Raw genomic sequence first — 22,234 nt, 5'->3', positions numbered from 1 at the left:
GACATTGGAAATCAGAGAAACTGTGCCGGGTTGTCCGCGCAGACGATCCCTTCCAGCACGTCCAAAAGCTTCTCGTTGAAGGCTTCCTTCATCTCCTGCTTCATGAGCCCGACGGCGATCGACGAGGAAAGCGCCTTGCGGCAGGTGCGGTCGATGGTAAGGGTGCAGTAGACGTCGCAGATGGCCGCCGCCTGGGCACTGCGGGCGATGGAGGGTCCCTTCAGCCCGTGCGGGTACCCTTTGCCGTTGTTGCGTTCGTGGTGGTAGCGGACGATCCCCAGCGAGATGTCCGAGATCTTGGTGTTGGCCTTCAGGTACTGGTAGCCGTCCTCGGGGTGCCTGCGGTACGCCTCCATCTCGGCCGGGGTGAGCTTCCCCTCCTTGTTGAGGATCTCCTGGGAGACGAAGATCTTGCCGAAGTCGTGCAAGAGGGTCCCGATACCGACGTCGATCATCTCGTCGTGGGAGAGGAGGTACGCCTCGCGGTGGAGCAAGACGCAAAGGGCGGCCACCTGGAGGCTGTGCACGAAGGTGTAGTAGTTGTGCGACATCACGTTTTCCAGCGAATTGAGGCACTCCGGGTCGCTGGAGAGGTACTTCAGCAGGTTCTCGACGAGCTTCTTGCTGCGGGTGAAGTCGCTCACCTTCTCGGGATGCTCGAAGAGGTCGCCGACGAAGTTGATCGAGGTCTGGTAGATGATCTTCCCCTTGGTCGCCGCCTGCAGGGTGTCGTCCTTGAGGACCCGCTCGGCATTGGTCTCCATGTAGGTGGTGATCGCCTCCAGATCCTCGGGGCTTACGAAGAGCACCTCCACGTTGTTCCCCAGCAGGCGGGTCGCATCCTGCTGGGTGAAGTTTCTGCCGTGGCTTTTGTAAAGAATGTATTTATCGCCGCTGCGGATGTACAGGGCGACATCGGGGAAGACTTCAGGCTGAATACTCTCAATGTTTACGGGGACATACATTTCACCCATAGCCACCTCCGTCGCGCCGGCCGGCTTCGTCGCCCCCGGCATGACAGGTATAGATATCGGCATAAGAGCCGAGATCTTAAGCGTTTATCGGCGAAATCATACAGAAGGCGTATCAGATGCCGGTCAACTCCTCGATCTTGAGTTCGAGATCGTCGCCGTTCACGCGGACGACCTTGCCATCCTCATCCTCGGTCCGGATCACCCCCTCGTCGATCCACACCCTGAGCCGCTCCTCCTCTACGCCGAACTTGGCTACCGCTTCGCCGATGGTGTACCAGGTCTTGCTTACCAGCATGGCTCCCCCCTTGAGCGGTCCGCCTCGACCGCCACCGTATGGATACGCTGAGAAAGCCGGCTTTCACATGAGTAAAAGAACGGCCCTCCCTCATGGATGGATGGTATCGCTGTTACCATTCATGTCAAGGGAATCGGCGGAATAAATCCAAGGATCACGCGGATTTGGAACGGGTGAGGCAGGTGGCCTGGAAGGGGAAAACGCAAAAAGCCCCCGGAAAACGGGGGCTTTAATGAGTACATCGGGTGCGAGGGTGGGCGCTACTTCTTCAGGTACCTGTCGAGGGTCTTCTGGAAGCTCTTCTCGTTGAAGCCGCGTATCACCTCGGCGTCGTCGCCGATGACGATCACCGGCACCCCCTGGCTCTTGTACTTGCCGGTCAGCAGGTGGTAGGCCTCGGTGTCGATCTCGACGTCCCGGTTGATGAAGGGGATGTTGTTCCTGGTGAAGTACTCCTTGGCCTGTTTGCAGTGCGGGCACCAGGAGACCGAGTAGAGCACGATCTTCGGATAGCTCTGCTGGCCGGGACGGGCGGGGAGCGGAGTTTGGGAGAGGGTATTGCCGCCGTCGGCGGCCGCGAGAGCCCCGCGCGGATGGTCGGCCTGGCGGCTCACCACCTTGCCTCCCGGCGCTCCACCGTCGGCGGCCAGCGCACAGACCGACATTACAAGCGAAAGGACCAGCGGTGTCACGGATACGAAGCGCATGATTATATCTCCTACCGGGCCTTTTTGGCCTTGGCCCCCGGAAGAGCCAGCTGGCGGCGGACGAGGTTGAAGGTAAGCACCTTCGGGTTACCCGGACGCCGTACCTTGAGCATGACGGGAGTTCCCGCCTTCCCCCGCAGCCGGTGCTCGACCATCTCCTGGAAATTGCTTCCCTGGGTGGCCGCCCCGTCGATGTGGGTGATGACGTCGTTCACGTGGATGCCGGCTTGCTGGGCAGGACCGCCCTGCACCAGTTGCCTTACCACGATGGTACCATCGGCCCGGGGAGCCCCGTCAATACCGACGCCGCCGAAGTAGACGGAGGAGTTGACTCCCCAGCAGGGGGCGACAGCCAGGAAAAGGAGCACGCCCATGGCGAAAAAGGTCTTCATCATGGGTGGTAAAGGTATACGAGGGTATGAATGGTGTCAACTATGGTTTTGGCCAGCAGGCAGTTTCCGTGCTATATATAATGAATCCAAACGCATACGGAGTTGCCACTATGACAGCAAGGATCAAGGTAAAGCAGGCGCTCGAGAACGGGCGGCCCGGCCAGGAGCTGCTGGTGAAGGGTTGGGTGCGCAGCGTCAGGACCGGAAAGGGGGTCACCTTCATCGCCCTCAACGACGGTTCCTGCCAGTCGGGGATCCAGGTGGTCGTCGAGCCGGACCTTCCCAACTTCGACGAGGTAGGCCGGATGGGGACCGGGAGCGCCATTGCGGTACACGGCCTCCTCCAGGAATCGCCCGCGGCCGGGCAGGCCATGGAGCTGAAAGCGCGGCAGGTCGCGATCGTCGGGGATGCCGACCAGGATTACCCGATGCAGAAGAAGCGGCACAGCTTCGAGTATCTTAGGACCATCGCCCACCTGAGGGTGCGAAGCAACACCTTCGGCGCCGTCTTCCGGGTCCGTAGCGCACTCGCCCAGGAGGTGCACCGTTTCTTCGCCGAACGAGGCTTTCTCTACGTCCATACCCCCATCATCACCGCCAACGACTGCGAGGGGGCCGGCGAGCTCTTCCGCGTCACCACCCTCGATCTCGCCAACCCTCCCCGCGTCGGCGGCCAGGTCGACTTCGGCGAAGACTTCTTCGGCCGCGCCACCGGGCTCACGGTGAGCGGCCAGCTCGAAGGGGAGATCTTCGCCCAGGCCTTCTCGGACATCTACACCTTCGGCCCCACCTTCCGGGCCGAGAACTCCAACACCTCCCGCCATGCCGCCGAATTCTGGATGATCGAGCCGGAGATGGCCTTCGCCGATCTCTCCGACGACGCCGACCTGGCGGAAGCGTTTTTGAAGAGGCTCTGCACCTACGCCCTCGACAGCTGCGACGAGGACATGCGGTTCTTCAACGCCCAGATCGACAAGGGGCTCATCGAAAGGATCGAGGGGGTCGCCACCGCGAACTTCGCCCGCATGACCTACACCGAGGCGATCGAGCGGCTCATGAAGGCGACCGTCTCCTTCCAGTTTCCGGTGGAGTGGGGACTCGATCTGCAGTCGGAACACGAGCGCTACCTGACCGAACAGGTGGTGGGGGGTCCCGTCTTCGTCACCGATTACCCCAAGGGGATCAAGGCCTTCTACATGCGGATGAACGACGACAACCGGACCGTGGCGGCCATGGACCTGCTGGTCCCGAAGGTTGGGGAGATCATAGGCGGGAGCCAGCGCGAGGAGCGGCTCGACCGGCTGACCGGGCGGATGGCGGAGAACGGTATCGATCCCGAAAGCCTCTCCTGGTACCTCGACACGAGGAGGTGGGGCTCCACTCCCCACGCCGGTTTCGGGCTCGGTTTCGAACGGCTCATCATGTACCTGACCGGCATGGAGAACATCCGGGACGTCATCCCCTTCCCGAGAACGCCTAAGCACGCGGAATTCTAAATCCTTCCGCGCGTTTCCTGGAGGGATTCAAAGGCAAGCCCCCTTGAGCGCTACGCGAAATAGCTGTTTCACCCGGCCATTTAGCGTAGCGCTTTTTTTACCCGCCTCACATCCCACCGCAATAGTTAATCATTTCCAAGATCACCATTGTCACATTGACCCTCCATCCGCTCCCCCCGGCAACTCCAGTCGTGGCCAACATCCGTATCATGTTAACGATATGGAGCCAGACCAAGGGATAGCGGCGGGGATAGCTCAGGGCAATATGCGAATTTATCGATACAGCAGCTGCGCCGGTGGCACGCATCGAGCAAACAGGATGTCCCAATCCCCCTTAGTCGCACCTCATCTTCAAGCAGTACTCGGTACCGGCATATCTGTACATTCCCCCCGGCTTCTCCGCTGGCGGGGCTGCAATTTATTGTATTTTCAGGCAGGGGCTCATGGACACGTTCAGGAACAATCGAGGCAGGGCGGATGCCGCCCTGACCGCACTCGCCGCCGATGGCTGCTTCAGCATGGCGTTCACCTACCACCTGCTGACGCGCCAGTCATCCGGGCTCACCCTGGTGGATTTTTTGGCGATGGCCTTCATCCTGTGCGTGCTGGGCACCGCCTGCTGGATCATCCACCACGACCACTGGCACCGCGAAGCCGGCCACAAGCTCAAGGTGAAGACCCTGCGGATCAGGGAGCTCGAGGCGGGCGCCGCCATCGAGTTCGACGGCAAGCAGTACCGGGTGGACGACGTCGACCGCAGCCGGGGCGAGATCAGGATCACGCGGGTCGGCCGCCCCGGAAACATCATCGTCCAGATCGAAGGACAAAGCTGAGATATGAATAAGGAAAGGCCCCGGACAGCCAAGCTGTTCGGGGCCTTTTTAGTATCTACTCCCTCGCCCCTAAAGGGGAGAGGGGCAGCAACCTCTATCCCCTCGCCCCTTTAGGGGAGAGGGGCAGGGGTGAGGGAGGTTTTATCGAAGGCGCGAGTTCCTACTCCTCTTCCTTCGGCCAGTAGCTCCCGCCGACCAGGACGGCGGTGATCTTACCTATCTTCACCTTGGTGGTCATCTTGACCGGAATCCGCAGGGCGTCGTCGGTGATCCAGACCGTCACGTCGCCGGTGCGGGCGAAGAACCCCTCCGACCTCAGAAGCGGCTTCACCACCAGGCACTTGAATTTCCCCAGCGGTGTCTTGATCTCCTCACGCTTCACGATCTGGACTTCGGTCTTCCAAAGTTTCTTGCAGTCGTAGATATCGATGAATATCGATTTCCCCACCGTGAGATCCATCCCCCGCACGGCATAGATGCAGGAGAGGCTGTCAAAGGTTCTCGCGCTGATGGGATCGACTTTCTCGGTCTTCTTCAGGAAGTCCTTGGTCTCGACTTTCAACTGCGGAATGTCGAAAACCGCCTCCTTGTTGGTGTGGAAGCGCCCCTCGTTGATCTTCTCCCGGTAGATCTTGGGAACCACCGGGTAGTCGGAGCCTCCCCCCTTCTTCAGTATCGCTTCGGCGCGGTCGTTGACCGGGAAGAAAGGGTTCAGCCACTTGGCCGACTTGGTGGTGGACACGATGTGGACTTCGTCCCCCTTGTAGTTCACTTCCTGTACGGCGGTGGCGGCGGAGAGACCGGTCCAGCTGACGTCGTAGACGAGCCGTTCCGGTGTCGGAGAAAGGGCGGAAGCCGACGACGCGGACAGAGGAAGCAGAAAGAGGGTGCAAATGGCCAGCAGAGCGAATGTTTTCATCCGTACAGATTAGCTAAACCGGCCGTTGCTTTTCAAGGGGAAAATTAAAGATCAGGCGCCGCCGCTCTTAGTAATCATGACGACCCCGACGGCGACCAGCACGGTACCGGCCCAGCGAAGGGGGCTCACCACCTCGTGGAGGAAATACTGGGAGAGGAAGGCGACCAGGATGTAGTTGAGCGCCTGCATGGGAAGGGCGACCGAAAGATCCTCCCAGGAGAGGACGGCGAGCCAGAGGAAGAAGAAGACGGCCAGCATGCAGGTGCCGAAGACGAGCTTCGGCGAGGTGAGCGCCTGCAGGGCCACGTTGAGGATACCCTTGAGGTTCATGGTGGAGATGTCACCCACCTCCTTCATGCCACGGGCCAGCAGCAGATCCCCGATGGTCCCGGCCGTGACGGCCAGCAGCATGACGACGACGGTTTTAAGCATAGTTTTTAACCTCTCCACGGTAGTTTCTAAGCCGGATGCCGAGTTGGGCGAGCTTGCCGGTCACCTTGCTGCTGGTGAGGGCGGCCAGTTCGTCGTCGTGGCGGTAGGTGGGCATCCAGCGGTCCAGCTCTGCGCAGGGGCGGCAGCCGGGATGGAAATAGATCTCGGTCAGTCCCTCCCCCACGCTGTTCAGGGCGTTCAGTAGGTACTCTTCCGTCATCCGCCCGGAATTGAGAAGCCCCTTCACCTCTCCGGCATAGCGGATGCCGAGCCGGTCGAGCTGGGGGCGGCAGCGTTTGGCGAGCGACGCGAAGATGAAAGCGTCGGCGCATTTTCCGACCATCCGCTGGCGGTCCACCGCGAGGTTGGCGGACAGGTTCTCGCGCGACAGGCGGAAGGTGGAGATCCCGTACTTGGGCATGAGCTCGCACAGGATGTCGAAGACCACCGGGTGCATGTGGATGTTGAGGTGCCCGTCCACGTGGGAGAGCTCGATGCCGGCCTCGCGGCACTTGAGGATCTGCCCCTCGATCTCCCGGTAGAGCTTCTTCCTGAGCGGCTTGAGGAAGTAGTAGCGCATGCCGGCAAAGACCGGGTCGTTTTCGAAGGCGCCGTTGGCATCGGCGAGGGCGGGAAGGCCCTGCGCGGCGGTTACCGCCCTCCCCTGCACCAGGGTGATATGGAGCCCCACCTGCAGCCCGGGGTTCTCCTTGGCAAGTAAGACGGCCTCTTCGAAGGCCATCCCCCCCGGCATGAGCGAGGTGGAGGTGAGGATCCCCTCCTGCCAGGCGCGGATGATCCCCTTGTTGGCCCCGCTGGAAAGCCCGAAGTCGTCGGCGTTTATGATCAGCTCTTTCATGCGCTCCGCCCCTACATCTTGAGCTCTTTGCGCTTCTTCATGTACTCGAAGTACTGCGCCCCTTCCTTGAGGAGCTTCTTCCTGGTCTCGGAATCGACGATCATCTTGAAGATGCTGCGGGCGATGTACTTGGGACGGAAGTAGAACTTCTTGTAGAACATCTCGACGGCGTCGAAGATCTCCTGGTTGGAGAGCCCCGGGTAGTTGATCACGCACTTTTGATGTCCGGTGGCATCGAGGAAGCTGTCCGAGGCGATCCACCCCTCTTTCTTGGCCAGGGCGTAGAACTCGGTGCCGGGGTAGGGAGAGGCCAGCGAGACCTGGATGGAATCGAGGTCGAGCTTGATCGCGTAGTCGATGGTCTCCTTGATGGTCTCCTTGGTCTCACCGGGGAGCCCCATGATGAAGGCGCCGTGGATGGTGATCCCGAGCTTCTTGCAGTTCTTGGTGAACTCGATGGCCTGGGCCTTGGTGACCCCCTTCTTGATGTTCTTGAGGATCTGCTCGTTGCCGGACTCGTAGCCGACGATCACGTGATGGAGACCGGCGTCCCGCATCTCCTTCAGCGTCTCGTAGTCGCAGTTGGCGCGGGCGTTGATGACCCAGGAGACGTTCAAGGGCTTGATCAGGCGGGCGACGGCGATGGCGTGCTTCTTGTCGGCCGAGAAGGTGTCGTCGTCGAAGGAGATGTCCTTCACCTGGGGGAGGTTCTCCTTGATCCAGCGGACCTCCTCGTAGACGTTCTCGGGGCTCCTGGTCCTCATCTTGTGGCCGGAATAGGTCTGGGGCCAGAGGCAGAAGACGCAGCGGGCCGGGCAGCCGCGGCTCGTGTAGATCGAGACGTAGGGATGCTTTATGTGCGGGATGATGTACTCCTCGATCGGGAGGTCCCGCTTGTAGATCTGGCTGGAGAACGGCAGGCTGTCCAGGTCGGTCAGGATGGGACGCTCCTTGGTGTGGGTCACCTGGCCGTTTTTCAGGAAGCTGATCCCTTCCACCTCTTCCCAGGGCTTCCCTTCGCAGAGCTCCTTCACCGCGTAGTCGAACTCGCCGCGGCAGACGATGTCGACCGCGCCGTCGGCGAAGCGAAGGCTCTCCTCGGGAAGGATGGTGACGTGGGGGCCGGTCAATACGGTCACCGTCGAGGGCTTGCCCGCCTTGATCTTGCGGGCGGTCTCCACGTCGATGGCAAGGGTCGGGGTGGAGGTGTACATCACCACCAGGTCGTAATCCTTGGCGATCTCCAGGCAGGCGGCGAGATCGAGCCTCTGCACCGGAGCGTCAACCACCCGCGATCCCGGGATCATGCCGGCCGGGTAGGTCAGCCAGGTGGGAAACCAGAAGGAGGTTACCTCACGGGATGCCTGGTAACGGGCGCCGGCGCCTCCGTCGAAATCCTCGAAGGTGGGTGGATTGAGAAACAGCGGTTTCATTCTATTTATCCCTCCAGGGGTTGGACTTAGCGGAAAAAACAATCCGTCACAATAGAGCCTGACGTTTTTTTTGTCAAGGCCAAAGCCCCGCTCTGTTTAGCGTTGCGGCCGACCGTTAGCGTCTGCTACAGTTGCCCTTCGCGCAGATACTCCCGCTCGCCTTAGCCGAGAGCGTACCCGAAGGGCGCCCCTTAAATCCCCTCGCCCCTTTAGGGGAGAGGGTGCCCGAAGGGCGGGTGAGGGCGATTTTCGAAACCCGCAGAAAGGATACCCCTGACCTTGCCGACCTCTACCACCCCCCTATGCCTCGGCCTCGTTGCCGCCATGCCCCAGGAGGTAGCCGCCCTGCGCGCCCGCATCCCCGCCCTTCGTAAGGAGCGCGCCGGAAGCCTCAACCTCTTTCGCGGCGACTTCGCCGGCGCCTCCATCGTCCTGGCGGAATCCGGCATGGGCCCCGCCCACGCTGAGGAAGCAACCGAGCAACTCATCCGGCTCGCCTCCCCTGCCGCGATCCTGAACTACGGTTTCGGTGGCGGTGTAGTCCCCGGTCTGAAAGTAGGGGACCTGGTCCTCGCCGAACGGGTGATGATGATAGGAAAGGAAGAAGCCACCGAAGGCCCCTCCCCTGCCCCCCGATTGACGCAAGTCGTGGCCGGTGCCTCGTCGCCGCAGGGGAAACCTTTCAAGACCGGGACCTTCCTGACCGCTGCCTCCATCATGAACAAGAAGGAAGTCGGAGCCGCCTACTGCTCCGGGATTGATAACCCGGTACTGGAGATGGAAACCGCCGCCGTTCTCCGTGCTGCCGCACGGGCCGGGGTGCCGGTCGTGGCGGTGAGGGGAATCAGCGACGCGGCCGAAGAAGAGCTGGGATTCTCCCTGGATGAATTCTGCGACGCGGATCTCAACCTGCGGATCCCGCGCGTGCTCGCCTGTGTCGCCAAGAAGCCGTGGATCATCCCGCAACTGTTGCGCCTTTCGGCCAACACCAACCGGGCCGGAAAGCTCCTTGCCGAAGGAGTCGAACGCGCACTGAAGGTGCTGGCAGAGGAGCTGTTGGAGAAGTAAGCCAGTCACCCGTCTATCGACAAAACCGATTTCCGCCATGCGCATAATTAATATTAACCATTAGACATTCCCCACCACCGTCTGTTAGAATCCGCCTTCATTGAATCCCCTACATCTCTCCCCGGAGTTTCCCATCTACGTCGCCGGCATAGACATAGGCTCGCGCAGCGTCGAGTTCGTGGTGATGAACGCGGACACCTTCGAGGTGACCGAGCGTTTTCGCGGCGCCACCTCCATTGATCTTGCCTCCCAGCTTGCGGAGATCCGCGCAAACTATCAATGGGACGCCATCGCTTCCACCGGGTACGGCCGCTTCCTTTCTCAGAAAGTGCTTGGTGGCGAGGCGGCCACCGAAATCAAGGCGTATGCGACCGCCGCCCATCATTTCCACCGCGAGATCGGGACCGTGATAGATCTCGGCGGCCAGGACACCAAGGTACTCTCCATCGACCGCAACAACGGTCAGCTCCTGAAATTCGAGATGAACGACAAGTGCTCGGCCGGGACGGGAAAGTTCTTCGAGATGATGGCGGCAACGCTGGGGCTCACCCTCGATGAGCTGGTGGCCGCTGCCTTGAGGGGTGAGCGCTCCTTCGAGATCAACAGCACCTGCACCGTGTTCGCCGAATCCGAGGTCATCTCCCTTTTGACCTCCGGGAAATCGGTGGAAGACATCGCCCGTGCCGTGCACGAGTCGCTGCTGGTGAAGCTCGTCTCCCTCCTCTCCAGGATCCTGACCGCCGACTCGACCTCCGTCCTCTTCGTAGGGGGAGGCGCCAGGAACAATACGCTGGTGAAGTTCCTGGCCGACGCCCTCGCCAAAGAGGTGATCGTCCCGGAGTATCCCGACTTTTTCGGCGCGTACGGCGCCGCCATGGTAGCGAAAAACAGCCTGATGCGGCTTCGATAAGGAGGATGTAATGGACAACCTGACCCCGCTTTTCAACGACGACTTCACCGATCTGCCCCTGAAGAGGGCCCTCGCCCAGGTGCTCAAGAGCCGCGAAGCCGGCGCGAAGGTCGTGGGGGCCTACTGCTCCTATGCGCCTGTTGAGCTCGTGTGGGCCATGGGGGGAGTCCCCGCCGTACTCTGCGCCTTCTCCAACGCCTCGATCCCCAAGGCGGAGGAGACCCTCCCGGTCAACCTCTGCCCGCTCATCAAGTCGAGCTACGGTTTCATCGAACTGAAGACCTGCCCCTTCTTCGAGGTCACCGACGCCGTCGTCGGGGAGACCACCTGCGACGGTAAAAAGAAGATGTTCGAGCTCATCGAAAAGAAGCGCCCGCTGCATGTCCTCGACCTTCCCCAGTGCCCGACCAGGGAGGGAGCCGTCGAGTACTGGCGCCACTCGATCAACGGGTTCAAGAAGTTCCTGGAGACGAGTTTCGATACCGTCATAGGCAACGACGCCCTCGAAGGCGCCATCCGGGACACCAACAGGAAAAATGCCCTGGTGGAGAAGATCCTGGCCTTCGGCAGCCAGCGCCCCGCGGTCATCACCTGGCAGGAGATGTACGACGTCACCACCTATGCCATGGTGTCCAACGGGGCAGAGACCGTCGCCAAACTGGAGGAGATCGTTGCCATCCTGACCGAGCGGCGCGAGAAGAGGCTCTTCACCTCGCCGGAGGGGGCCAAACGCGTACTGGTAACCGGATGTCCGGTGGGCGGGGACGTCTTGAAGGTGCTGAAACTGGTGGACGATGAAGGGGCCGCCATTATCGGCCTGGACAGCTGCACCGGGCTCAAGGCGTTCGCGGGAAGGATAGAGGAAGGAAGCGGGGACCCGCTCATGGCAATCGCCAAGCGCTACCTGAAAATCCCTTGCGCCTGCATGACGCCCAACACGGGGAGGATGGAGGTCCTCAAGGAGCAGGTCGATCTCCTCAAACCGGACCTCGTCATCGACCTGGTACTGCAGTCCTGCCACACTTACAACGTCGAGGCGGTGAAAGTAGAGTCCCTGGTCCGCAACGACCTGGGCACCAACTACCTCAAGATCGTCACCGATTTCTCCTCCCAGGACCTGGGCCAGCTCAAGACCCGCATCGGTGCCGCCTTGGAGATGTGCTAGCCGATTCCTTTCCGCTTGACTCCGCATCCTCCCCTGAAATACTTTCCATAGTATTCCAGGGGAGGAAATGGCGCTGATCCTTCGCCCGCCCCAGCCCCTCTTCCGAATTTTCCCCTCACCTCTCTTTGACCGGACGAAAATACCCTTCGCCACGCGACGGATGCTATACGGCGGGACGCGGATACCATTCGCTGGGCGACGGATGCCATCCGGCGAGACGCGGATACCTTTCGCCGCGCGACGGATGCCATCCGGCGGGACGCGGATACCATTCGCTGCGCGGCGGATGCCATCCGGCGAGACGCGGATACCTTTCGCCGTGCGGCGGATGCTATCCGGCGAGACGCGGATACCTTTTGCTGCGCGGCGGATGCTATCCGGCCAGACGCGGATACCATTCGCTGCGCGGCGGATGCTATCCGGCGAGACGCGGATACCCTTCGCTGCGCGGCGGATGCTATCCGGCGAGACGCGGATACCTTTCGCTGCGCGACGGATGCCATCCGGCGAGACGCGGATACCATTCGCTGCGCGGCGGATGCCATCCGGCGAAACCCGGATACCTTTCGTTGCGCAACTTGCCCGATGTTGGATAGGGAAGACCGGGACTACCTGAAGATTTAGTGACGGGTGCGAAAGAAAATGGAGAAGAGGCCGGCCCCCGGTAACCGGGGAACCGGCAGTCGATAACTGCGCTGGCGGAATGCTATGTAACGATGATCCCGACGGGGTCGCTCCAGGGTCCGGTCTCGTTGTGGCCAATACTCCTCCCCCTGAAGTAGTACCAATTTGCCCTGTCCAGATTGCTGATGACTGTACGGACCTTGGTGCAGTATGCGTGATCAGCGTACGATTCGTCCCCCTGCGGTTCCCCCTTGCAGAACTGCAGCTGGTAAGAACCGGCCACGGGATCTTTATCCCAGGACACGGTCACCTCTCCTTTACCCGGTCCATTCTTCACCCTGAGAACCAAGGCAATGGCGCTGATCATCCTGTTCAAGCTCCTCTTGAGCTTGTCCTTCATCTGGTACCCGTTGTTGTGGAGCCACGAGTCGTCTTTTGATTGCCGAGCCCTGAGCACCATGTAGTCGGCGTTGATCATGATGTCCTCGACTGCGGCCGCACGGGCCTCCTCCAGTTCCTTGGTGGTAGAGACCTTCAGGGCAGCAGCATTCTCCAATTCCTTCGCGATCCTCTGTTTGTGCTGCCTGAATTCGGGCGCCCCCGGAACCCAGCCATCTTTCTCGACGCTGATCTTGGGATGAGCATCCTGCAAGGTGGCGGTATCCTCCAGGTACAACATCAGGTCCATTGGGCTCATCTCCCTGTGGTTCATGACGAATCTGTCGGACGCGTTCATGTCGTGTCTCCCCCTTTATGCTTATGATCCGCGCGTGACACCAATGACGACGGTGCCGAAGCAGCAACGTTAGTTTATATTAATCAGCATTGGAGAGATGTCAAGGGGAAGGTGGGCATGGGGACGCAGTTAGAGACCTAGCAGTTGCGACAACGGCCGCTGGTGAGCGGCCTGCTCCGCCAGCGTGTTAAGTCTTTTGTGCAACAACATAAACATGCTTTTCCGGATACTGGTCCAACTCCAGGTGCATTACGGTCAGCCCGTTGTTTATCAGCGCCGTCAGATTGCCGTTAATACCGATCGAGCTGTAGTAGAACTCTTCCTCATGCCACCGGTCCGTATGCGCACCAGTCCCATTACCGAATGTGTAGATAAGGACGCCGTTATTTTTCAGCAACTTGCACAGTTTGTCTATTACATGATGGTGCATGTTCAAAGGCAGATGGAAGATGCTATCCCAGGCGATGATGAAATCGAATATTCTGTCAGTTTCCCACGTACAGATATCCTGCAGTAGAAAAGAAGCGTCTGGATTGTTTCTACGCGCCAGATTGATCATTTCTTCAGACACATCCAGGCCTGTTACAGTAAACCCCTTCTCCTCCAGTCTCCGAACAATTCTCCCACCTGTGCCGCAGCCGACATCAAGAGCCACCCCGCCCTCGGAGGCAAATTTGAGTGCCACATCAAGCTGTCTCATCCCATAACGGGAATCCTGATGCTGCTCGTGCCACCATTGGGCAATCTTGTCATATTTGCTGCCGAGTTCCTGGGGGTTCATATCGAGTTCCTTAACGCCTGTAGGGTGACCGGCGTAGGGCGGGGACGGCGTCCGGGGCGTACTTGATATTTGAGATTTGTACCGGCCTGTCTTGGCCCGCGGGCATACTTGGGGGGGGGACGACGCGGATTTCGACTTGGGCCGGCGTCTTGCGAACCAATTGCTTGAGAAACGGCAGGAGGGATCAGTCGAAGCTTTCGGAGAAGCGTGCGGAGATTTCGCCTTTGAGGTAGGCGTCGGCTTCTTCGGCGGTGCGGTAGCTCAGGATGCGCTCGACGACTTCGCGGGCGGCCTCCATGGTGCAGCGCCTGAGGATCTTCTTGACGCGGGAGATGGAGCCGGCATTCATGGAGAGCTCGTCAAACCCCATCCCCAGAAGGACCGGCAGGAATTCGGGCTCGCCGGCCATCTCGCCGCAGATGCAGGCCTCGATCCCGGCATGATGGGCGGCATCCACCACCCGCTTCAGGGAACGGAGCACGGCCGGGTGAAGCGGTTCGTACAGCGAGGAGAGATGCTCGTTGGTACGGTCGATGGCCAGGGTGTACTGGATGAGGTCGTTGGTACCCACGCTGAAGAAATCGACCTCGGCGGCCAAGAGGTCGGCGATCATCACCGCCGACGGGATCTCGATCATGATCCCGACCTTGATCTCCTCGTCGAAGGGATGCACGCCCCTGAGCTCCTTCTTGGCCTCCTCGAAGAGGGCCTTGGCCGCCCGCACCTCGGCGATGCCTGAGACCATCGGGAAGAAGAGGCGGACCTTGCCGTAGGCGCTCGCGCGCAGGATCGCCTTGAGCTGTGCCTTGAACGCCTGCGGGTTCCTGAGCGAAAGCCTGATGGCCCTGACACCCAAGGCGGGGTTCATCTCGTCGCAGACGTTGAGATCGTTCAGGAACTTGTCGCCCCCGATGTCGAGGGTCCTGATGGTGACCGGGTGGGGCGCCATCTGCTTGACGATGGCGGAGTAGGCCTGGAACTGCTCCTCCTCGGTGGGAAGGTGGTCGCGGTTTAAGAAGAGCATCTCGGTGCGGTAGAGGCCGACCCCTTCCCCTCCGTGCTTCTTGAGGGAGGCGACCTCCTCGACCAGCTCGATGTTCCCCTTGAGCCGCATCCGGTGGCCGTCCAGGGTGACGGCGGGGAGGTCCCGCAGCTTCAAAAGCTCGCGCTCGATGTACTCGTAGCGGTGCTTGCGGTTCAGGTAATCGCGGAACTGCTCGGCGGTAGGGTTGACGATGACGACGCCGGCGGTGCCGTCGATGATGACCCGGTCGCCGTCGGCCACCTCGGCGGTGATCCGCTCCGACCCCACCACGGCGGGGATCTCAAAGGCGCGGGCCAGGATGGTGGAATGGGAGGTCTTCCCGCCGAGCTCGGTCACGAAACCGATCACCTGGGACCTGTCGATCTGGAGGATGTCGGCCGGCGAGAGGTCGTGGGCGGCCACGATGACCCGGCCGTCACCGGCCCGGGTTATCGGCTCCTGCCGCTCCCCCAACATGGTCCTCAGTACCCGCTCGACCACCGTCTCGATGTCGTTGCCGCGCTCCCGGAGGTAGTCGTCCTCGACGGTGTTGAAGAACGACTTGACGCGGTTGAGCGTCCTCTTGAGAGCCCCCTCCGCGTTGATCCCGAGCTCTTGGATGTAGTGGGTGGTCTCGCCGACCAGCGTGTTGTCGTCCAAAAGGAGCAGGTGGGCGTCGATCACGCAGAGGTGCTCGGGGCCGTGGGTGGCGGCCAGCTGGTTCCTCAGGGTGGCGAGGTCGTGCTTCGCGCGCTCGATCGCCTTGGCGAGCCGGGCCAACTCCCCCGGGATCTCGTCGGCCCGCACCGGGTGCTCGGCCACCTGCACGCGGCGGCGGTCGGTGATCCGCACCCGGCCGATGGCGATGCCACCGGAGGCGCCGATCCCCTTCAGCTCTTTGGTATCACTCCTCTCCGAACCCATTGCGAATCAGTTCCCCGATGGTGGCGAAGGCCTCGGCATCGTCCGGACCCTCCACCTTGAGCACGACGGTACTCCCCTTCCCCGCCGCGAGCATCATGATCCCCATGATGCTCTTGCCGTTGACCTCCACCCCCTCCCGCTCGATGCGGATCTCGGAGGCGAAGCGGGTCGCGGTCTTCACCAGGAGCGCAGAGGCCCTGGCGTGGAGACCGAGCTTGTTGGGAATGACGAATTCACCTTCGATCATATATCTCTCTCCGGCGGGCGCGCCGCCTCGTATCACTTTTTAAGGTAGTCTCCGGCCACCAGGATGCCCTCCCGGCCGCTCTCCAAAAGCTTGACGGCCAGGTCGTGGACCTGGACACGGCTGCGGTCCTGGGTGAAGCGGATCAGCATGGGGAGATTCACGCCGGTCACCACCTCGACCTTCCCTTCCGCGAGGAAGGAGAGGCTCATGTTGGAGGGGGTCCCCCCGAACATGTCGGTCATTATGATGGCCCCGTCGCCGGAGACCCGGGCAACCGCCTCCTTGATGGAGTCCATGACGGTGGCTGCCGATGCCTGGGGGTCGATCCCCACCGCCTCGGCAAGCTCCAGCTTGCCCACGATCATCTCCGCGGCGGCCACCAACTCGTTGGCCACCCCGGCGTGCGCTACCACGACCAGTCCTATCATCTTCTATCCCTTCTCGATGTCCCTGTGGGTTATTTTGATGTTCACGTTTCTCTGCCTGAAGTACTGGTACAGCTCCTGGGCGATGGCCACCGAGCGGTGGCGCCCCCCCGTGCAGCCGATCGATACCGACAGGTACGACTTACCCTCCCGGCGGTAACCGGGAAGAAGAAATTCCAGCATGTTCCGGAAGCGCTCCAAAAAGACCACGGTCTCCTCGTGCCCCAGAACGAAGTCCCTCACCCCCTGGTCGAGCCCGGAAAAGGGTCTCAGCGCCGGGACGAAGTAGGGGTTGGGGAGAAAGCGGACGTCCATCACCAGGTCGCTCTCCAGGGGAAGGCCGTAGCGGTAGCCGAAGGACTGGAGGTTCACCTGCATCTCCATCCCCTTCTCGCTCCCCATCACCGTGGAGATCACCACCTCTTTAAGGCGGTGGACGTTCATCTCCGAGGTGTCGAAGATGTTGGTGGCGATCCTTCTCAAGCCCGCCAGCTGGTCGCGTTCGAAGCGGATCCCCTCGGGAACCGTCCCCCCCTCGAGGGCGGGGTGGCGCCTCCTCGTCTCGGAGAAGCGCCGGATCAGCACCTCGTCGGTCGCCTCGAAGAAGAAGATCTTCAGGGTATGGCCGGCCTTGGTGATGCTCTTGAAGACCTCGTCGTACCCCTTGATGAAGTCGCGGCTCCGGATGTCCATCACCATCGCCACGTCCTTCACGCTCTCGCGCGAGTTCTCCACCAGCTCGATGAAGGTGGAGGCGAGCGAGACCGGGAGGTTGTCGAGGCAGAAGAACCCCTCGTCCTCTAAGGCCCGGACGGCGGTGGACTTGCCGGACCCGGAGAGCCCGGTGATGATCACGATGCGCATGCTATTCGACCTCGTTGCCGAGCGGCCTGAACTCCATGCGGGCCAAAAGCTTCTCGTGGAACTCGCGGGCGGAGTGGTACCCCATCCCCTTCAAGAGGAAGTTCCTGGCCGCCACCTCGATGATCGAGGTGAGGTTTCTCCCCGGGCGGACCGGGATCTTCAGGTGGGGGAGGTCGACGCCTAAGATGGTCTTCACCTGGTCGTCGATCCCCAGACGCTCGTACTCCTGGTTGGCGTCCCATTCAACCAGCTCCAGCACCATGTCGATGATCTTCTTCTCGCGGATCGAGGAGACCCCGTAGAGGTCCTTGATGTTGATGATCCCGAGTCCCCGGATCTCCATATGGTGCTGGATGGATTCTCCGGCCTGCCCCACCAGGGCGGCCGGCATCTTCTTCTTGATGTGGACCACGTCGTCGGCCACCAGACGGTGCCCGCGGATCACCAGGTCGAGGGCGCACTCGCTCTTGCCTATGCCGCTTTTGCCCAACAGCAAAACGCCCACCCCGAGGACGTCCACCAGGACGCCGTGGATGTGCGTCGAAGGAAGCAGGCTCTCCTCGAGGAACTTGGTGATGAGCGAGATGAAGGTCGAGGACTGGTGATGGGTCACCAAAAGCGGGATCCCGGCCGCCTGGGCCGACTCCTTGATGAAGGAGGGGGGATCGAGACCCTTGGTGACGATGAAGCAGGCTATCGGGTAGGAGCAGAGCTTCTCGATATGGCGGCGCCCCAGCTCTTCGGGGACCTGCGAGAGATAGGAGATCTCGGTGTTGCCCAGCACCTGGACGCGGTCGGGATGGAGGTGTTCGGTGTAGCCGGTCAGCGCCAGCCCCGGTTTCTGGATGCGGGAGGAGAAGAGCCGGTTGCCCAACCCCGCCTCTCCCCCGATGAGCTGGAGATCCAGCCCGTAGGCCTTGTCTTCCAGGAGATCCTTGATGCTCAGGCTCATTATCGTCACTGCATAAGACCTTTCAGGGAGCCGGTGGTCCGGTGAGGGGAAAGGGGGCGCGCCCGGCGCGCCCCCCTTGCGTGAGTTAGGGATTCTCGGTGGCGATCACGCCGTAGTTGCCGTCTTTCCTGCGGTAGACGACGCTGATGGTCTCGGTGGCGGCCTCGGTGTAGACCAGGAAGTCCTTGTGGAGGAGCTCCATCTGCATGACGGCCTCTTCGACCGACATCGGCTTCATCGAGAAGCTCTTGGTCTTGATGATGACCGGTTCCTTGCTCTCGTCGATGCTCTTGGCTTCGACGATGGACTTCTGGACGTTGCGCTCACGGGCCTCGGAGGGCTTGTGGGCCTTGATCCGCTCCTTGAAACGGCGGAGCTGGCGCTCGATCTTGTCGGCGACCGCGTCGAGGGAGGCGTACATGTCGTTCGATTCTTCAGCGGCCTTGATGGTGATCCCCTTGGCCGTGATGGTGACTTCGGCCAGGTGGCGGATCTTTTCGACGGTAAGGAATACCTGGACGACGATCGGCTCGTCTATATATTTCTTAACCCTCTCCAGCTTTTCCTCGGCATACCCTTTCAGGGCGTCGCTGGGCTCCATGTGCCTGAATGTGGTGGTTATCTGCATACCTCGTACCTCCCTGTATTGTAATACACGCCGTGATCCCCGCGGATTCGGGGAGCGGCGTCAGAAATGCTTTTTGCGCTCCGAGGACGACCCGATCCGGAGCATCTCGCGGTACTTGGTAACGGTCCTTCTCGCAATGACGATGTTGTGGGTACTGAGGAGCTCGGCCAGGCGCTGGTCGCTGTAGGGGCGCTTGGGATCCTCCGCATCCACCAGTTCCTTGATCTTGCTCTTGACGCTTTCGGAGGCGATGAAATCACCCTCGCCGGTGGAGATGCCGGAGTTGAAGAAGTATTTCAGCTCGAAGAGACCCTGGGGGGTCTGCATGTACTTGTTGGTGGTGACGCGGCTGATGGTCGACTCGTGCATCCCGATGTCCTCGGCGATGTCTCTAAGGACCAGAGGCTTTAGGTACTCGATGCCGCGGTCCAGGAAGTCGCGCTGGAACTTGACCAGGGACTTGGCCACCTTGAAGATGGTGCGCTGGCGCTGCTGGATGCTCTTGATGAGCCAGATGGCGGAGCGCATCTTCTCGCCGATGTACTCCTCGGCCTGCTTGTCGACCGAGCGGCTGCTCTTGGCGTCGGGGGCGTAGAGCGGGTTGATCCTCAGGTTGGGCATCCCCTCGTCGTTCAGGACCACCACGTACTCGTCGCCCACCTTGTGGACGAAGATGTCGGCCGAGATGTACTGGACGTCGTCGGAGCCGAAGAGCCGCCCGGGCTTGGGATCGAGCTCCGCGATGATCCGGGAGGCGGCCAGGATGTCGTTCACGTCCACCCCGAGCACCTTGGCGGCCTGCTTGTAGCGCCGGGCCTCCAGGTCCTTCAGGTGGTCGCGCAAAAGCGCCTCCACCAGCGTCCCCCCCATCCCGAGGCTTTGCACCTGGAGGAGGAGGCATTCGCGGAGATCGCGGGAACCGACCCCTACCGGGTCGAACTCCTGGATCCTCTTGAGGACCGACTGGGCCAGGGGGACCAGCACGCTTTCGGCGAAGGCATCGGCCGCCTCCTGCAGCTTCTCCTCGGGGGCGTCGGCGGCAAGCCCCGACCACTCCAGCACCTCCTCGGTGAAGGGAGGGACCCGGACGCAGGCGGCGGCCACGTCCTCGAGGCTCGCGCGGAGGTAGCCGTCCTCGTCGATGTTGCCGATGATCTCGGCCCCCACCACGGTCTCCCGCTCGGTGAGCCGGGTCAGTGAGAGCTGCCAGATGAGATGGTCGAAGAGGGTGGATTTCTTGGTTAACAGGTTCTCGAAGGAGGGGCGGTCCTCGTCGTCGTAGTACTGCTCCCCGGAGGAGTAGTTGTAGCCGTCGATGTAGGAGTCCCAGTCGGTCTCGCGGGTCTCCTCGCCCGCCCTCACCTCCTGGAAGTCGTTGGCGGGGCTTTCGGGCTCCAGCTCCTTCTCTCTGATCTCCAGCTGTTCCGGCTCCCGGATCTCCTCCTGGTCCAAAACCTCGTCAAGTACGGGATTTTCCTCCAGCTCCTGGCGTACTACATCCTGGAGTTCCAGCCGGGAAAGTTGAAGGAGTTTGATGGCCTGCTGCAGCTGGGGGGTCATCACCAACTGCTGACTCAATTTCATCTGCTGGCGCATCTCTATGGCCATAAGTCCTCTTTGACTGCCGAATGGATCTGAATTTCAGGTGCGGGGGACCGGATCGCGAGCCCGGAAGGCCGCCGGAAGCCCTCTGACAGCTATTATAGCCCTGCCGGAGGCGCTTAGCGAGCCGGGTTAACTCTTAGAGACGGAACTTCTCCCCCAGGTAGATCTCGCGCGCCTTCTTGCTCTGCGAGATCTGCAGCGGGTCGCCGCATTCCAGCACTTCCCCCGCGCTCATGATGTAGGCCTTGTCGCAGACCCCCAAGGTCTCCCGGACGTTGTGGTCCGAGATCAGGACGCCGAGCCCCTTTTCCTTGAGCTCGGTGATGATGTTCTGGATGTCGATCACCGCGATGGGATCGATGCCGGCGAACGGCTCGTCCAACAGGATGAAGGCCGGGTTGGTGGCCAGCGCCCGGGCGATCTCCACCCGCCGCCTTTCGCCCCCGGAAAGCGCGTACCCCTTGCTGTTGGCGATGTGCTCGACCCGGAATTCCCCGAGGAGCTCCTCGACCCGCTCCCGTCTCCTCGTGGGGGAAAGGGGCATGGTCTCCAGAACCGCCATCAGGTTGTCGCGGACGGAGAGCTTGCGAAAGACCGAGGGCTCCTGCGGCAGGTAGCTGATGCCGCGCCGGGCCCGCAGGTACATCGGGAGCTGGGTGATTTCCTCCTCGTCGAAGAGGACCCGGCCGCTATCGGGGCGGGCGAGCCCGACCACCATGTAGAAGGTGGTGGTCTTGCCGGCGCCGTTGGGGCCCAGAAGCCCCACCACCTCGCCGGAGGAGACGTGGAGGTCGACGCCGTTCACCACCCGGCGCTTGTCGAAACCCTTGACGAGCCCTTCGGTCCGGAGCGTGCTACGGTTTTTTGCCGACATTCTGCTCCCCGGGGTGAATCACCACCTCCACCCTTCTCCCCTGCCCGCCGCGCGCCACGCTCCGCTGCTGGTCGAGGTAGTAGGTGATCTCGCTGCCGGTCACCACGTCGTTCCCCTGCACCACCTTGGGGGACTGGTCGAGCACGATGGTCCGCTCCTTGGGATGGTAGACGGCGTGGCCGCCGGTCGCCTGCCGGTTTCCCTGCAGCATCCGGACGTTGCCGTAGGCCTCCACCTTGGAGAGCTCCTTGCCGTCACCCGAGTAGGTGATCACCAGCCGGTCCGCGTAGAGGGTCATGTCGCCCTGGCGGGCCACCACCTTACCCTCGAAGACCGCGGTCTTTTTCTCATTATCGGCATTGAGGGTGTCGGACTTGATAGTCAGCGGCTCTTTTGTGGCCGCCGGCGCCGCCCAAAGATGCGAGGCCGTCAGCATCAGGACCACAACCATCAGGAAAAAGGATCGCATCATTTCCCCCTCCCCGGCCGGTAGACCGCCTTGACCTCGCTCAAAAGCCGCAGCTTGCGGCTTTGTGTCAGTAACTCCATTCCCACCCCTTCAAGTTCCAGCCCCTGGTCCACCAGCCGGACCCGGTCCTCGCTTTTGATGAGCGAGCGGGCGGCCACGTAGCTGACACTGGGGGCGAAGAACTCAAGTCCTTTGCTGCTGGTCCCGTGGACCTCTCCGGTGAGGGTGAGATCCCGGGTCGAGTTGTTGTAATCGGCGCGCTGGGCGGTGACCAGCAGTTCTCCGGTCCGCTCGTTGCCGGCGACCGCGAAACGCACCCCGGTGAGCGAGGTGGTGTCGGCCTTCTTGTTGTACTCGGCGCGGTCGGCGGTGAGATCCCACCGCTTCTTCCCTTCCTTGGTCTCGGTGTAGTGGACCTTCTGCAGGGAGATGTCGACCTGCACCGGGAGCTTGGCAACCTTGACGCCGGGGAGGTCGTTTGCGCGCAATTTGAAGAGAATGAAGGCGATCATGAAAAGGGTGGCCAAAACCGAGACCACCGCGACAAATCGCCTGATTTTATTGAGTTTATCCATATTTTTGCCGAAGTATACCATCA

General features: G+C 61.4%; 25 protein-coding genes. 5 read left to right on the top strand and 20 right to left on the bottom strand.

All coding sequences use genetic code 11. The annotated features are described in order from the left end of the window. Window positions 1–11 precede the first annotated feature (11 nt). From ACYVL5_RS06310 to ACYVL5_RS06295, 4 genes are all read right to left on the bottom strand, one after another. Window positions 12–974, bottom strand: a complete 963-nt coding sequence (locus ACYVL5_RS06310) for an HD-GYP domain-containing protein (protein WP_460594707.1) — start codon at window positions 972–974, stop codon at window positions 12–14. 112 nt (window positions 975–1,086) lie between these two features. After that, on the bottom strand, window positions 1,087–1,269 hold the full coding sequence (locus ACYVL5_RS06305; RefSeq protein WP_460594706.1) for a MerR family transcriptional regulator: 183 nt from the start codon (window positions 1,267–1,269) through the stop codon (window positions 1,087–1,089). A gap of 260 nt (window positions 1,270–1,529) precedes the next feature. After that, on the bottom strand, window positions 1,530–1,976 hold the full coding sequence (locus ACYVL5_RS06300) for a thioredoxin domain-containing protein (RefSeq protein WP_460594705.1): 447 nt from the start codon (window positions 1,974–1,976) through the stop codon (window positions 1,530–1,532). Between the two features lie 11 nt (window positions 1,977–1,987). Further along, window positions 1,988–2,371 (bottom strand): PDZ domain-containing protein, encoded by a 384-nt coding sequence (locus ACYVL5_RS06295; protein WP_460594704.1) that lies wholly within the window; start codon window positions 2,369–2,371, stop codon window positions 1,988–1,990. Window positions 2,372–2,478: 107 nt separating this feature from the next. Here ACYVL5_RS06295 and asnS point away from each other — a divergent pair, with 107 nt between their 5' ends. Both asnS and ACYVL5_RS06285 read left to right on the top strand, forming a co-directional pair. Then, window positions 2,479–3,864: an asparagine--tRNA ligase gene (gene asnS / locus ACYVL5_RS06290; RefSeq protein WP_460594703.1), complete on the top strand. Its 1,386-nt coding sequence runs from the start codon at window positions 2,479–2,481 to the stop codon at window positions 3,862–3,864. Window positions 3,865–4,307: 443 nt separating this feature from the next. Next, window positions 4,308–4,697: a hypothetical protein gene (locus ACYVL5_RS06285; RefSeq protein WP_460594702.1), complete on the top strand. Its 390-nt coding sequence runs from the start codon at window positions 4,308–4,310 to the stop codon at window positions 4,695–4,697. A gap of 160 nt (window positions 4,698–4,857) precedes the next feature. Here ACYVL5_RS06285 and ACYVL5_RS06280 read toward each other — a convergent pair whose 3' ends face one another. From ACYVL5_RS06280 to hpnJ, 4 genes are read right to left on the bottom strand one after another with little or no spacing between them, the layout of a single operon-like run. Further along, on the bottom strand, window positions 4,858–5,616 hold the full coding sequence (locus ACYVL5_RS06280) for a DUF3108 domain-containing protein (RefSeq protein ID WP_460594701.1): 759 nt from the start codon (window positions 5,614–5,616) through the stop codon (window positions 4,858–4,860). Between the two features lie 51 nt (window positions 5,617–5,667). Continuing rightward, on the bottom strand, window positions 5,668–6,048 hold the full coding sequence (locus ACYVL5_RS06275; RefSeq protein WP_460594700.1) for a DMT family transporter: 381 nt from the start codon (window positions 6,046–6,048) through the stop codon (window positions 5,668–5,670). Then, a complete protein-coding gene (gene hpnK / locus ACYVL5_RS06270) occupies window positions 6,041–6,907 on the bottom strand; it encodes a hopanoid biosynthesis-associated protein HpnK (RefSeq protein ID WP_460594699.1) in 867 nt (288 codons plus the stop codon). Before hpnK ends, ACYVL5_RS06275 begins: the two co-directional genes overlap by 8 nt. Before the next feature lie 11 nt (window positions 6,908–6,918). Next, a complete protein-coding gene (gene hpnJ, locus ACYVL5_RS06265; RefSeq protein WP_460594698.1) occupies window positions 6,919–8,340 on the bottom strand; it encodes a hopanoid biosynthesis associated radical SAM protein HpnJ in 1,422 nt (473 codons plus the stop codon). 279 nt (window positions 8,341–8,619) lie between these two features. Here hpnJ and ACYVL5_RS06260 point away from each other — a divergent pair, with 279 nt between their 5' ends. The 3 genes from ACYVL5_RS06260 to ACYVL5_RS06250 all read left to right on the top strand — a co-directional run bounded on the left by ACYVL5_RS06260 (window position 8,620) and on the right by ACYVL5_RS06250 (window position 11,483). Continuing rightward, window positions 8,620–9,408, top strand: coding sequence for a nucleoside phosphorylase-I family protein (locus ACYVL5_RS06260; RefSeq protein ID WP_460594697.1), 789 nt, complete (start codon window positions 8,620–8,622; stop codon window positions 9,406–9,408). 100 nt (window positions 9,409–9,508) lie between these two features. Beyond that, window positions 9,509–10,318, top strand: a complete 810-nt coding sequence (locus ACYVL5_RS06255; protein WP_460594696.1) for an acyl-CoA dehydratase activase — start codon at window positions 9,509–9,511, stop codon at window positions 10,316–10,318. Between the two features lie 10 nt (window positions 10,319–10,328). Then, window positions 10,329–11,483 (top strand): double-cubane-cluster-containing anaerobic reductase, encoded by a 1,155-nt coding sequence (locus ACYVL5_RS06250; RefSeq protein WP_460594695.1) that lies wholly within the window; start codon window positions 10,329–10,331, stop codon window positions 11,481–11,483. Between the two features lie 706 nt (window positions 11,484–12,189). On the opposite strand, the gene ACYVL5_RS06245 is transcribed toward ACYVL5_RS06250, so the two are convergent. From ACYVL5_RS06245 to lptC, 12 genes are all read right to left on the bottom strand, one after another. Then, window positions 12,190–12,843 carry a fibronectin type III domain-containing protein gene (locus tag ACYVL5_RS06245; protein WP_460594694.1) on the bottom strand — a complete coding sequence of 218 codons (654 nt, stop codon included), beginning with the start codon at window positions 12,841–12,843 and terminating at the stop codon, window positions 12,190–12,192. Between the two features lie 187 nt (window positions 12,844–13,030). Next, the gene (locus ACYVL5_RS06240) at window positions 13,031–13,624 is read right to left on the bottom strand and encodes a class I SAM-dependent methyltransferase (RefSeq protein WP_460594693.1); all 594 of its coding nucleotides are present in this window, start codon (window positions 13,622–13,624) and stop codon (window positions 13,031–13,033) included. 184 nt (window positions 13,625–13,808) lie between these two features. After that, on the bottom strand, window positions 13,809–15,572 hold the full coding sequence (ptsP, locus tag ACYVL5_RS06235) for a phosphoenolpyruvate--protein phosphotransferase (protein ID WP_460594692.1): 1,764 nt from the start codon (window positions 15,570–15,572) through the stop codon (window positions 13,809–13,811). Beyond that, window positions 15,553–15,819: an HPr family phosphocarrier protein gene (locus ACYVL5_RS06230; protein WP_460594691.1), complete on the bottom strand. Its 267-nt coding sequence runs from the start codon at window positions 15,817–15,819 to the stop codon at window positions 15,553–15,555. Before ACYVL5_RS06230 ends, ptsP begins: the two co-directional genes overlap by 20 nt. A 32-nt stretch (window positions 15,820–15,851) precedes the next feature. Next, complete coding sequence (locus ACYVL5_RS06225; RefSeq protein WP_250679346.1) at window positions 15,852–16,247, bottom strand: PTS sugar transporter subunit IIA; 396 nt, start codon at window positions 16,245–16,247, stop codon at window positions 15,852–15,854. A gap of 3 nt (window positions 16,248–16,250) precedes the next feature. Further along, window positions 16,251–17,108, bottom strand: a complete 858-nt coding sequence (gene rapZ, locus ACYVL5_RS06220) for a RapZ family nucleotide-binding protein (RefSeq protein ID WP_460594690.1) — start codon at window positions 17,106–17,108, stop codon at window positions 16,251–16,253. Window position 17,109: 1 nt separating this feature from the next. Then, window positions 17,110–18,060 carry an HPr kinase/phosphorylase gene (gene hprK / locus ACYVL5_RS06215; RefSeq protein WP_460594689.1) on the bottom strand — a complete coding sequence of 317 codons (951 nt, stop codon included), beginning with the start codon at window positions 18,058–18,060 and terminating at the stop codon, window positions 17,110–17,112. Between the two features lie 85 nt (window positions 18,061–18,145). Then, window positions 18,146–18,688 carry a ribosome hibernation promotion factor gene (gene hpf, locus ACYVL5_RS06210; protein WP_460594688.1) on the bottom strand — a complete coding sequence of 181 codons (543 nt, stop codon included), beginning with the start codon at window positions 18,686–18,688 and terminating at the stop codon, window positions 18,146–18,148. Window positions 18,689–18,748: 60 nt separating this feature from the next. Beyond that, window positions 18,749–20,296: an RNA polymerase factor sigma-54 gene (rpoN, locus tag ACYVL5_RS06205; RefSeq protein WP_460594687.1), complete on the bottom strand. Its 1,548-nt coding sequence runs from the start codon at window positions 20,294–20,296 to the stop codon at window positions 18,749–18,751. Window positions 20,297–20,429: 133 nt separating this feature from the next. Beyond that, window positions 20,430–21,167: an LPS export ABC transporter ATP-binding protein gene (gene lptB / locus ACYVL5_RS06200; protein WP_460594686.1), complete on the bottom strand. Its 738-nt coding sequence runs from the start codon at window positions 21,165–21,167 to the stop codon at window positions 20,430–20,432. Then, window positions 21,148–21,639 (bottom strand): lipopolysaccharide transport periplasmic protein LptA, encoded by a 492-nt coding sequence (gene lptA, locus ACYVL5_RS06195; protein WP_460594685.1) that lies wholly within the window; start codon window positions 21,637–21,639, stop codon window positions 21,148–21,150. Before lptA ends, lptB begins: the two co-directional genes overlap by 20 nt. Continuing rightward, the gene (gene lptC, locus ACYVL5_RS06190; RefSeq protein ID WP_460594684.1) at window positions 21,636–22,211 is read right to left on the bottom strand and encodes an LPS export ABC transporter periplasmic protein LptC; all 576 of its coding nucleotides are present in this window, start codon (window positions 22,209–22,211) and stop codon (window positions 21,636–21,638) included. The genes lptA and lptC overlap by 4 nt, the downstream gene beginning before the upstream one ends. Window positions 22,212–22,234 lie beyond the last annotated feature (23 nt).

This window comes from Geomonas sp. Red276 (assembly GCF_054784495.1).
This window is presented reverse-complemented; position numbering and strand designations above follow the sequence as displayed.

Excerpts from the sequence above, each read along its gene's own strand:
- ACYVL5_RS06230 (WP_460594691.1), bottom strand. The coding sequence starts at position 15,819 with ATGATCGAAGGTGAATTCGTCATTCCCAACAAGCTCGGTCTCCACGCC.
- asnS (WP_460594703.1), top strand. The coding sequence starts at position 2,479 with ATGACAGCAAGGATCAAGGTAAAGCAGGCGCTCGAGAACGGGCGGCCC.
- lptB (WP_460594686.1), bottom strand. The coding sequence starts at position 21,167 with ATGTCGGCAAAAAACCGTAGCACGCTCCGGACCGAAGGGCTCGTCAAG.
- ACYVL5_RS06250 (WP_460594695.1), top strand. The coding sequence starts at position 10,329 with ATGGACAACCTGACCCCGCTTTTCAACGACGACTTCACCGATCTGCCC.
- rapZ (WP_460594690.1), bottom strand. The coding sequence starts at position 17,108 with ATGCGCATCGTGATCATCACCGGGCTCTCCGGGTCCGGCAAGTCCACC.
- ACYVL5_RS06285 (WP_460594702.1), top strand. The coding sequence starts at position 4,308 with ATGGACACGTTCAGGAACAATCGAGGCAGGGCGGATGCCGCCCTGACC.
- hprK (WP_460594689.1), bottom strand. The coding sequence starts at position 18,060 with ATGAGCCTGAGCATCAAGGATCTCCTGGAAGACAAGGCCTACGGGCTG.
- ACYVL5_RS06245 (WP_460594694.1), bottom strand. The coding sequence starts at position 12,843 with ATGAACGCGTCCGACAGATTCGTCATGAACCACAGGGAGATGAGCCCA.
- ACYVL5_RS06305 (WP_460594706.1), bottom strand. The coding sequence starts at position 1,269 with ATGCTGGTAAGCAAGACCTGGTACACCATCGGCGAAGCGGTAGCCAAG.
- ptsP (WP_460594692.1), bottom strand. The coding sequence starts at position 15,572 with ATGGGTTCGGAGAGGAGTGATACCAAAGAGCTGAAGGGGATCGGCGCC.
- ACYVL5_RS06275 (WP_460594700.1), bottom strand. The coding sequence starts at position 6,048 with ATGCTTAAAACCGTCGTCGTCATGCTGCTGGCCGTCACGGCCGGGACC.
- ACYVL5_RS06295 (WP_460594704.1), bottom strand. The coding sequence starts at position 2,371 with ATGATGAAGACCTTTTTCGCCATGGGCGTGCTCCTTTTCCTGGCTGTC.
- ACYVL5_RS06300 (WP_460594705.1), bottom strand. The coding sequence starts at position 1,976 with ATGCGCTTCGTATCCGTGACACCGCTGGTCCTTTCGCTTGTAATGTCG.
- lptC (WP_460594684.1), bottom strand. The coding sequence starts at position 22,211 with ATGGATAAACTCAATAAAATCAGGCGATTTGTCGCGGTGGTCTCGGTT.
- ACYVL5_RS06280 (WP_460594701.1), bottom strand. The coding sequence starts at position 5,616 with ATGAAAACATTCGCTCTGCTGGCCATTTGCACCCTCTTTCTGCTTCCT.
- hpnK (WP_460594699.1), bottom strand. The coding sequence starts at position 6,907 with ATGAAAGAGCTGATCATAAACGCCGACGACTTCGGGCTTTCCAGCGGG.
- ACYVL5_RS06225 (WP_250679346.1), bottom strand. The coding sequence starts at position 16,247 with ATGATAGGACTGGTCGTGGTAGCGCACGCCGGGGTGGCCAACGAGTTG.
- ACYVL5_RS06310 (WP_460594707.1), bottom strand. The coding sequence starts at position 974 with ATGGGTGAAATGTATGTCCCCGTAAACATTGAGAGTATTCAGCCTGAA.
- lptA (WP_460594685.1), bottom strand. The coding sequence starts at position 21,639 with ATGATGCGATCCTTTTTCCTGATGGTTGTGGTCCTGATGCTGACGGCC.
- hpf (WP_460594688.1), bottom strand. The coding sequence starts at position 18,688 with ATGCAGATAACCACCACATTCAGGCACATGGAGCCCAGCGACGCCCTG.
- ACYVL5_RS06240 (WP_460594693.1), bottom strand. The coding sequence starts at position 13,624 with ATGAACCCCCAGGAACTCGGCAGCAAATATGACAAGATTGCCCAATGG.
- rpoN (WP_460594687.1), bottom strand. The coding sequence starts at position 20,296 with ATGGCCATAGAGATGCGCCAGCAGATGAAATTGAGTCAGCAGTTGGTG.
- hpnJ (WP_460594698.1), bottom strand. The coding sequence starts at position 8,340 with ATGAAACCGCTGTTTCTCAATCCACCCACCTTCGAGGATTTCGACGGA.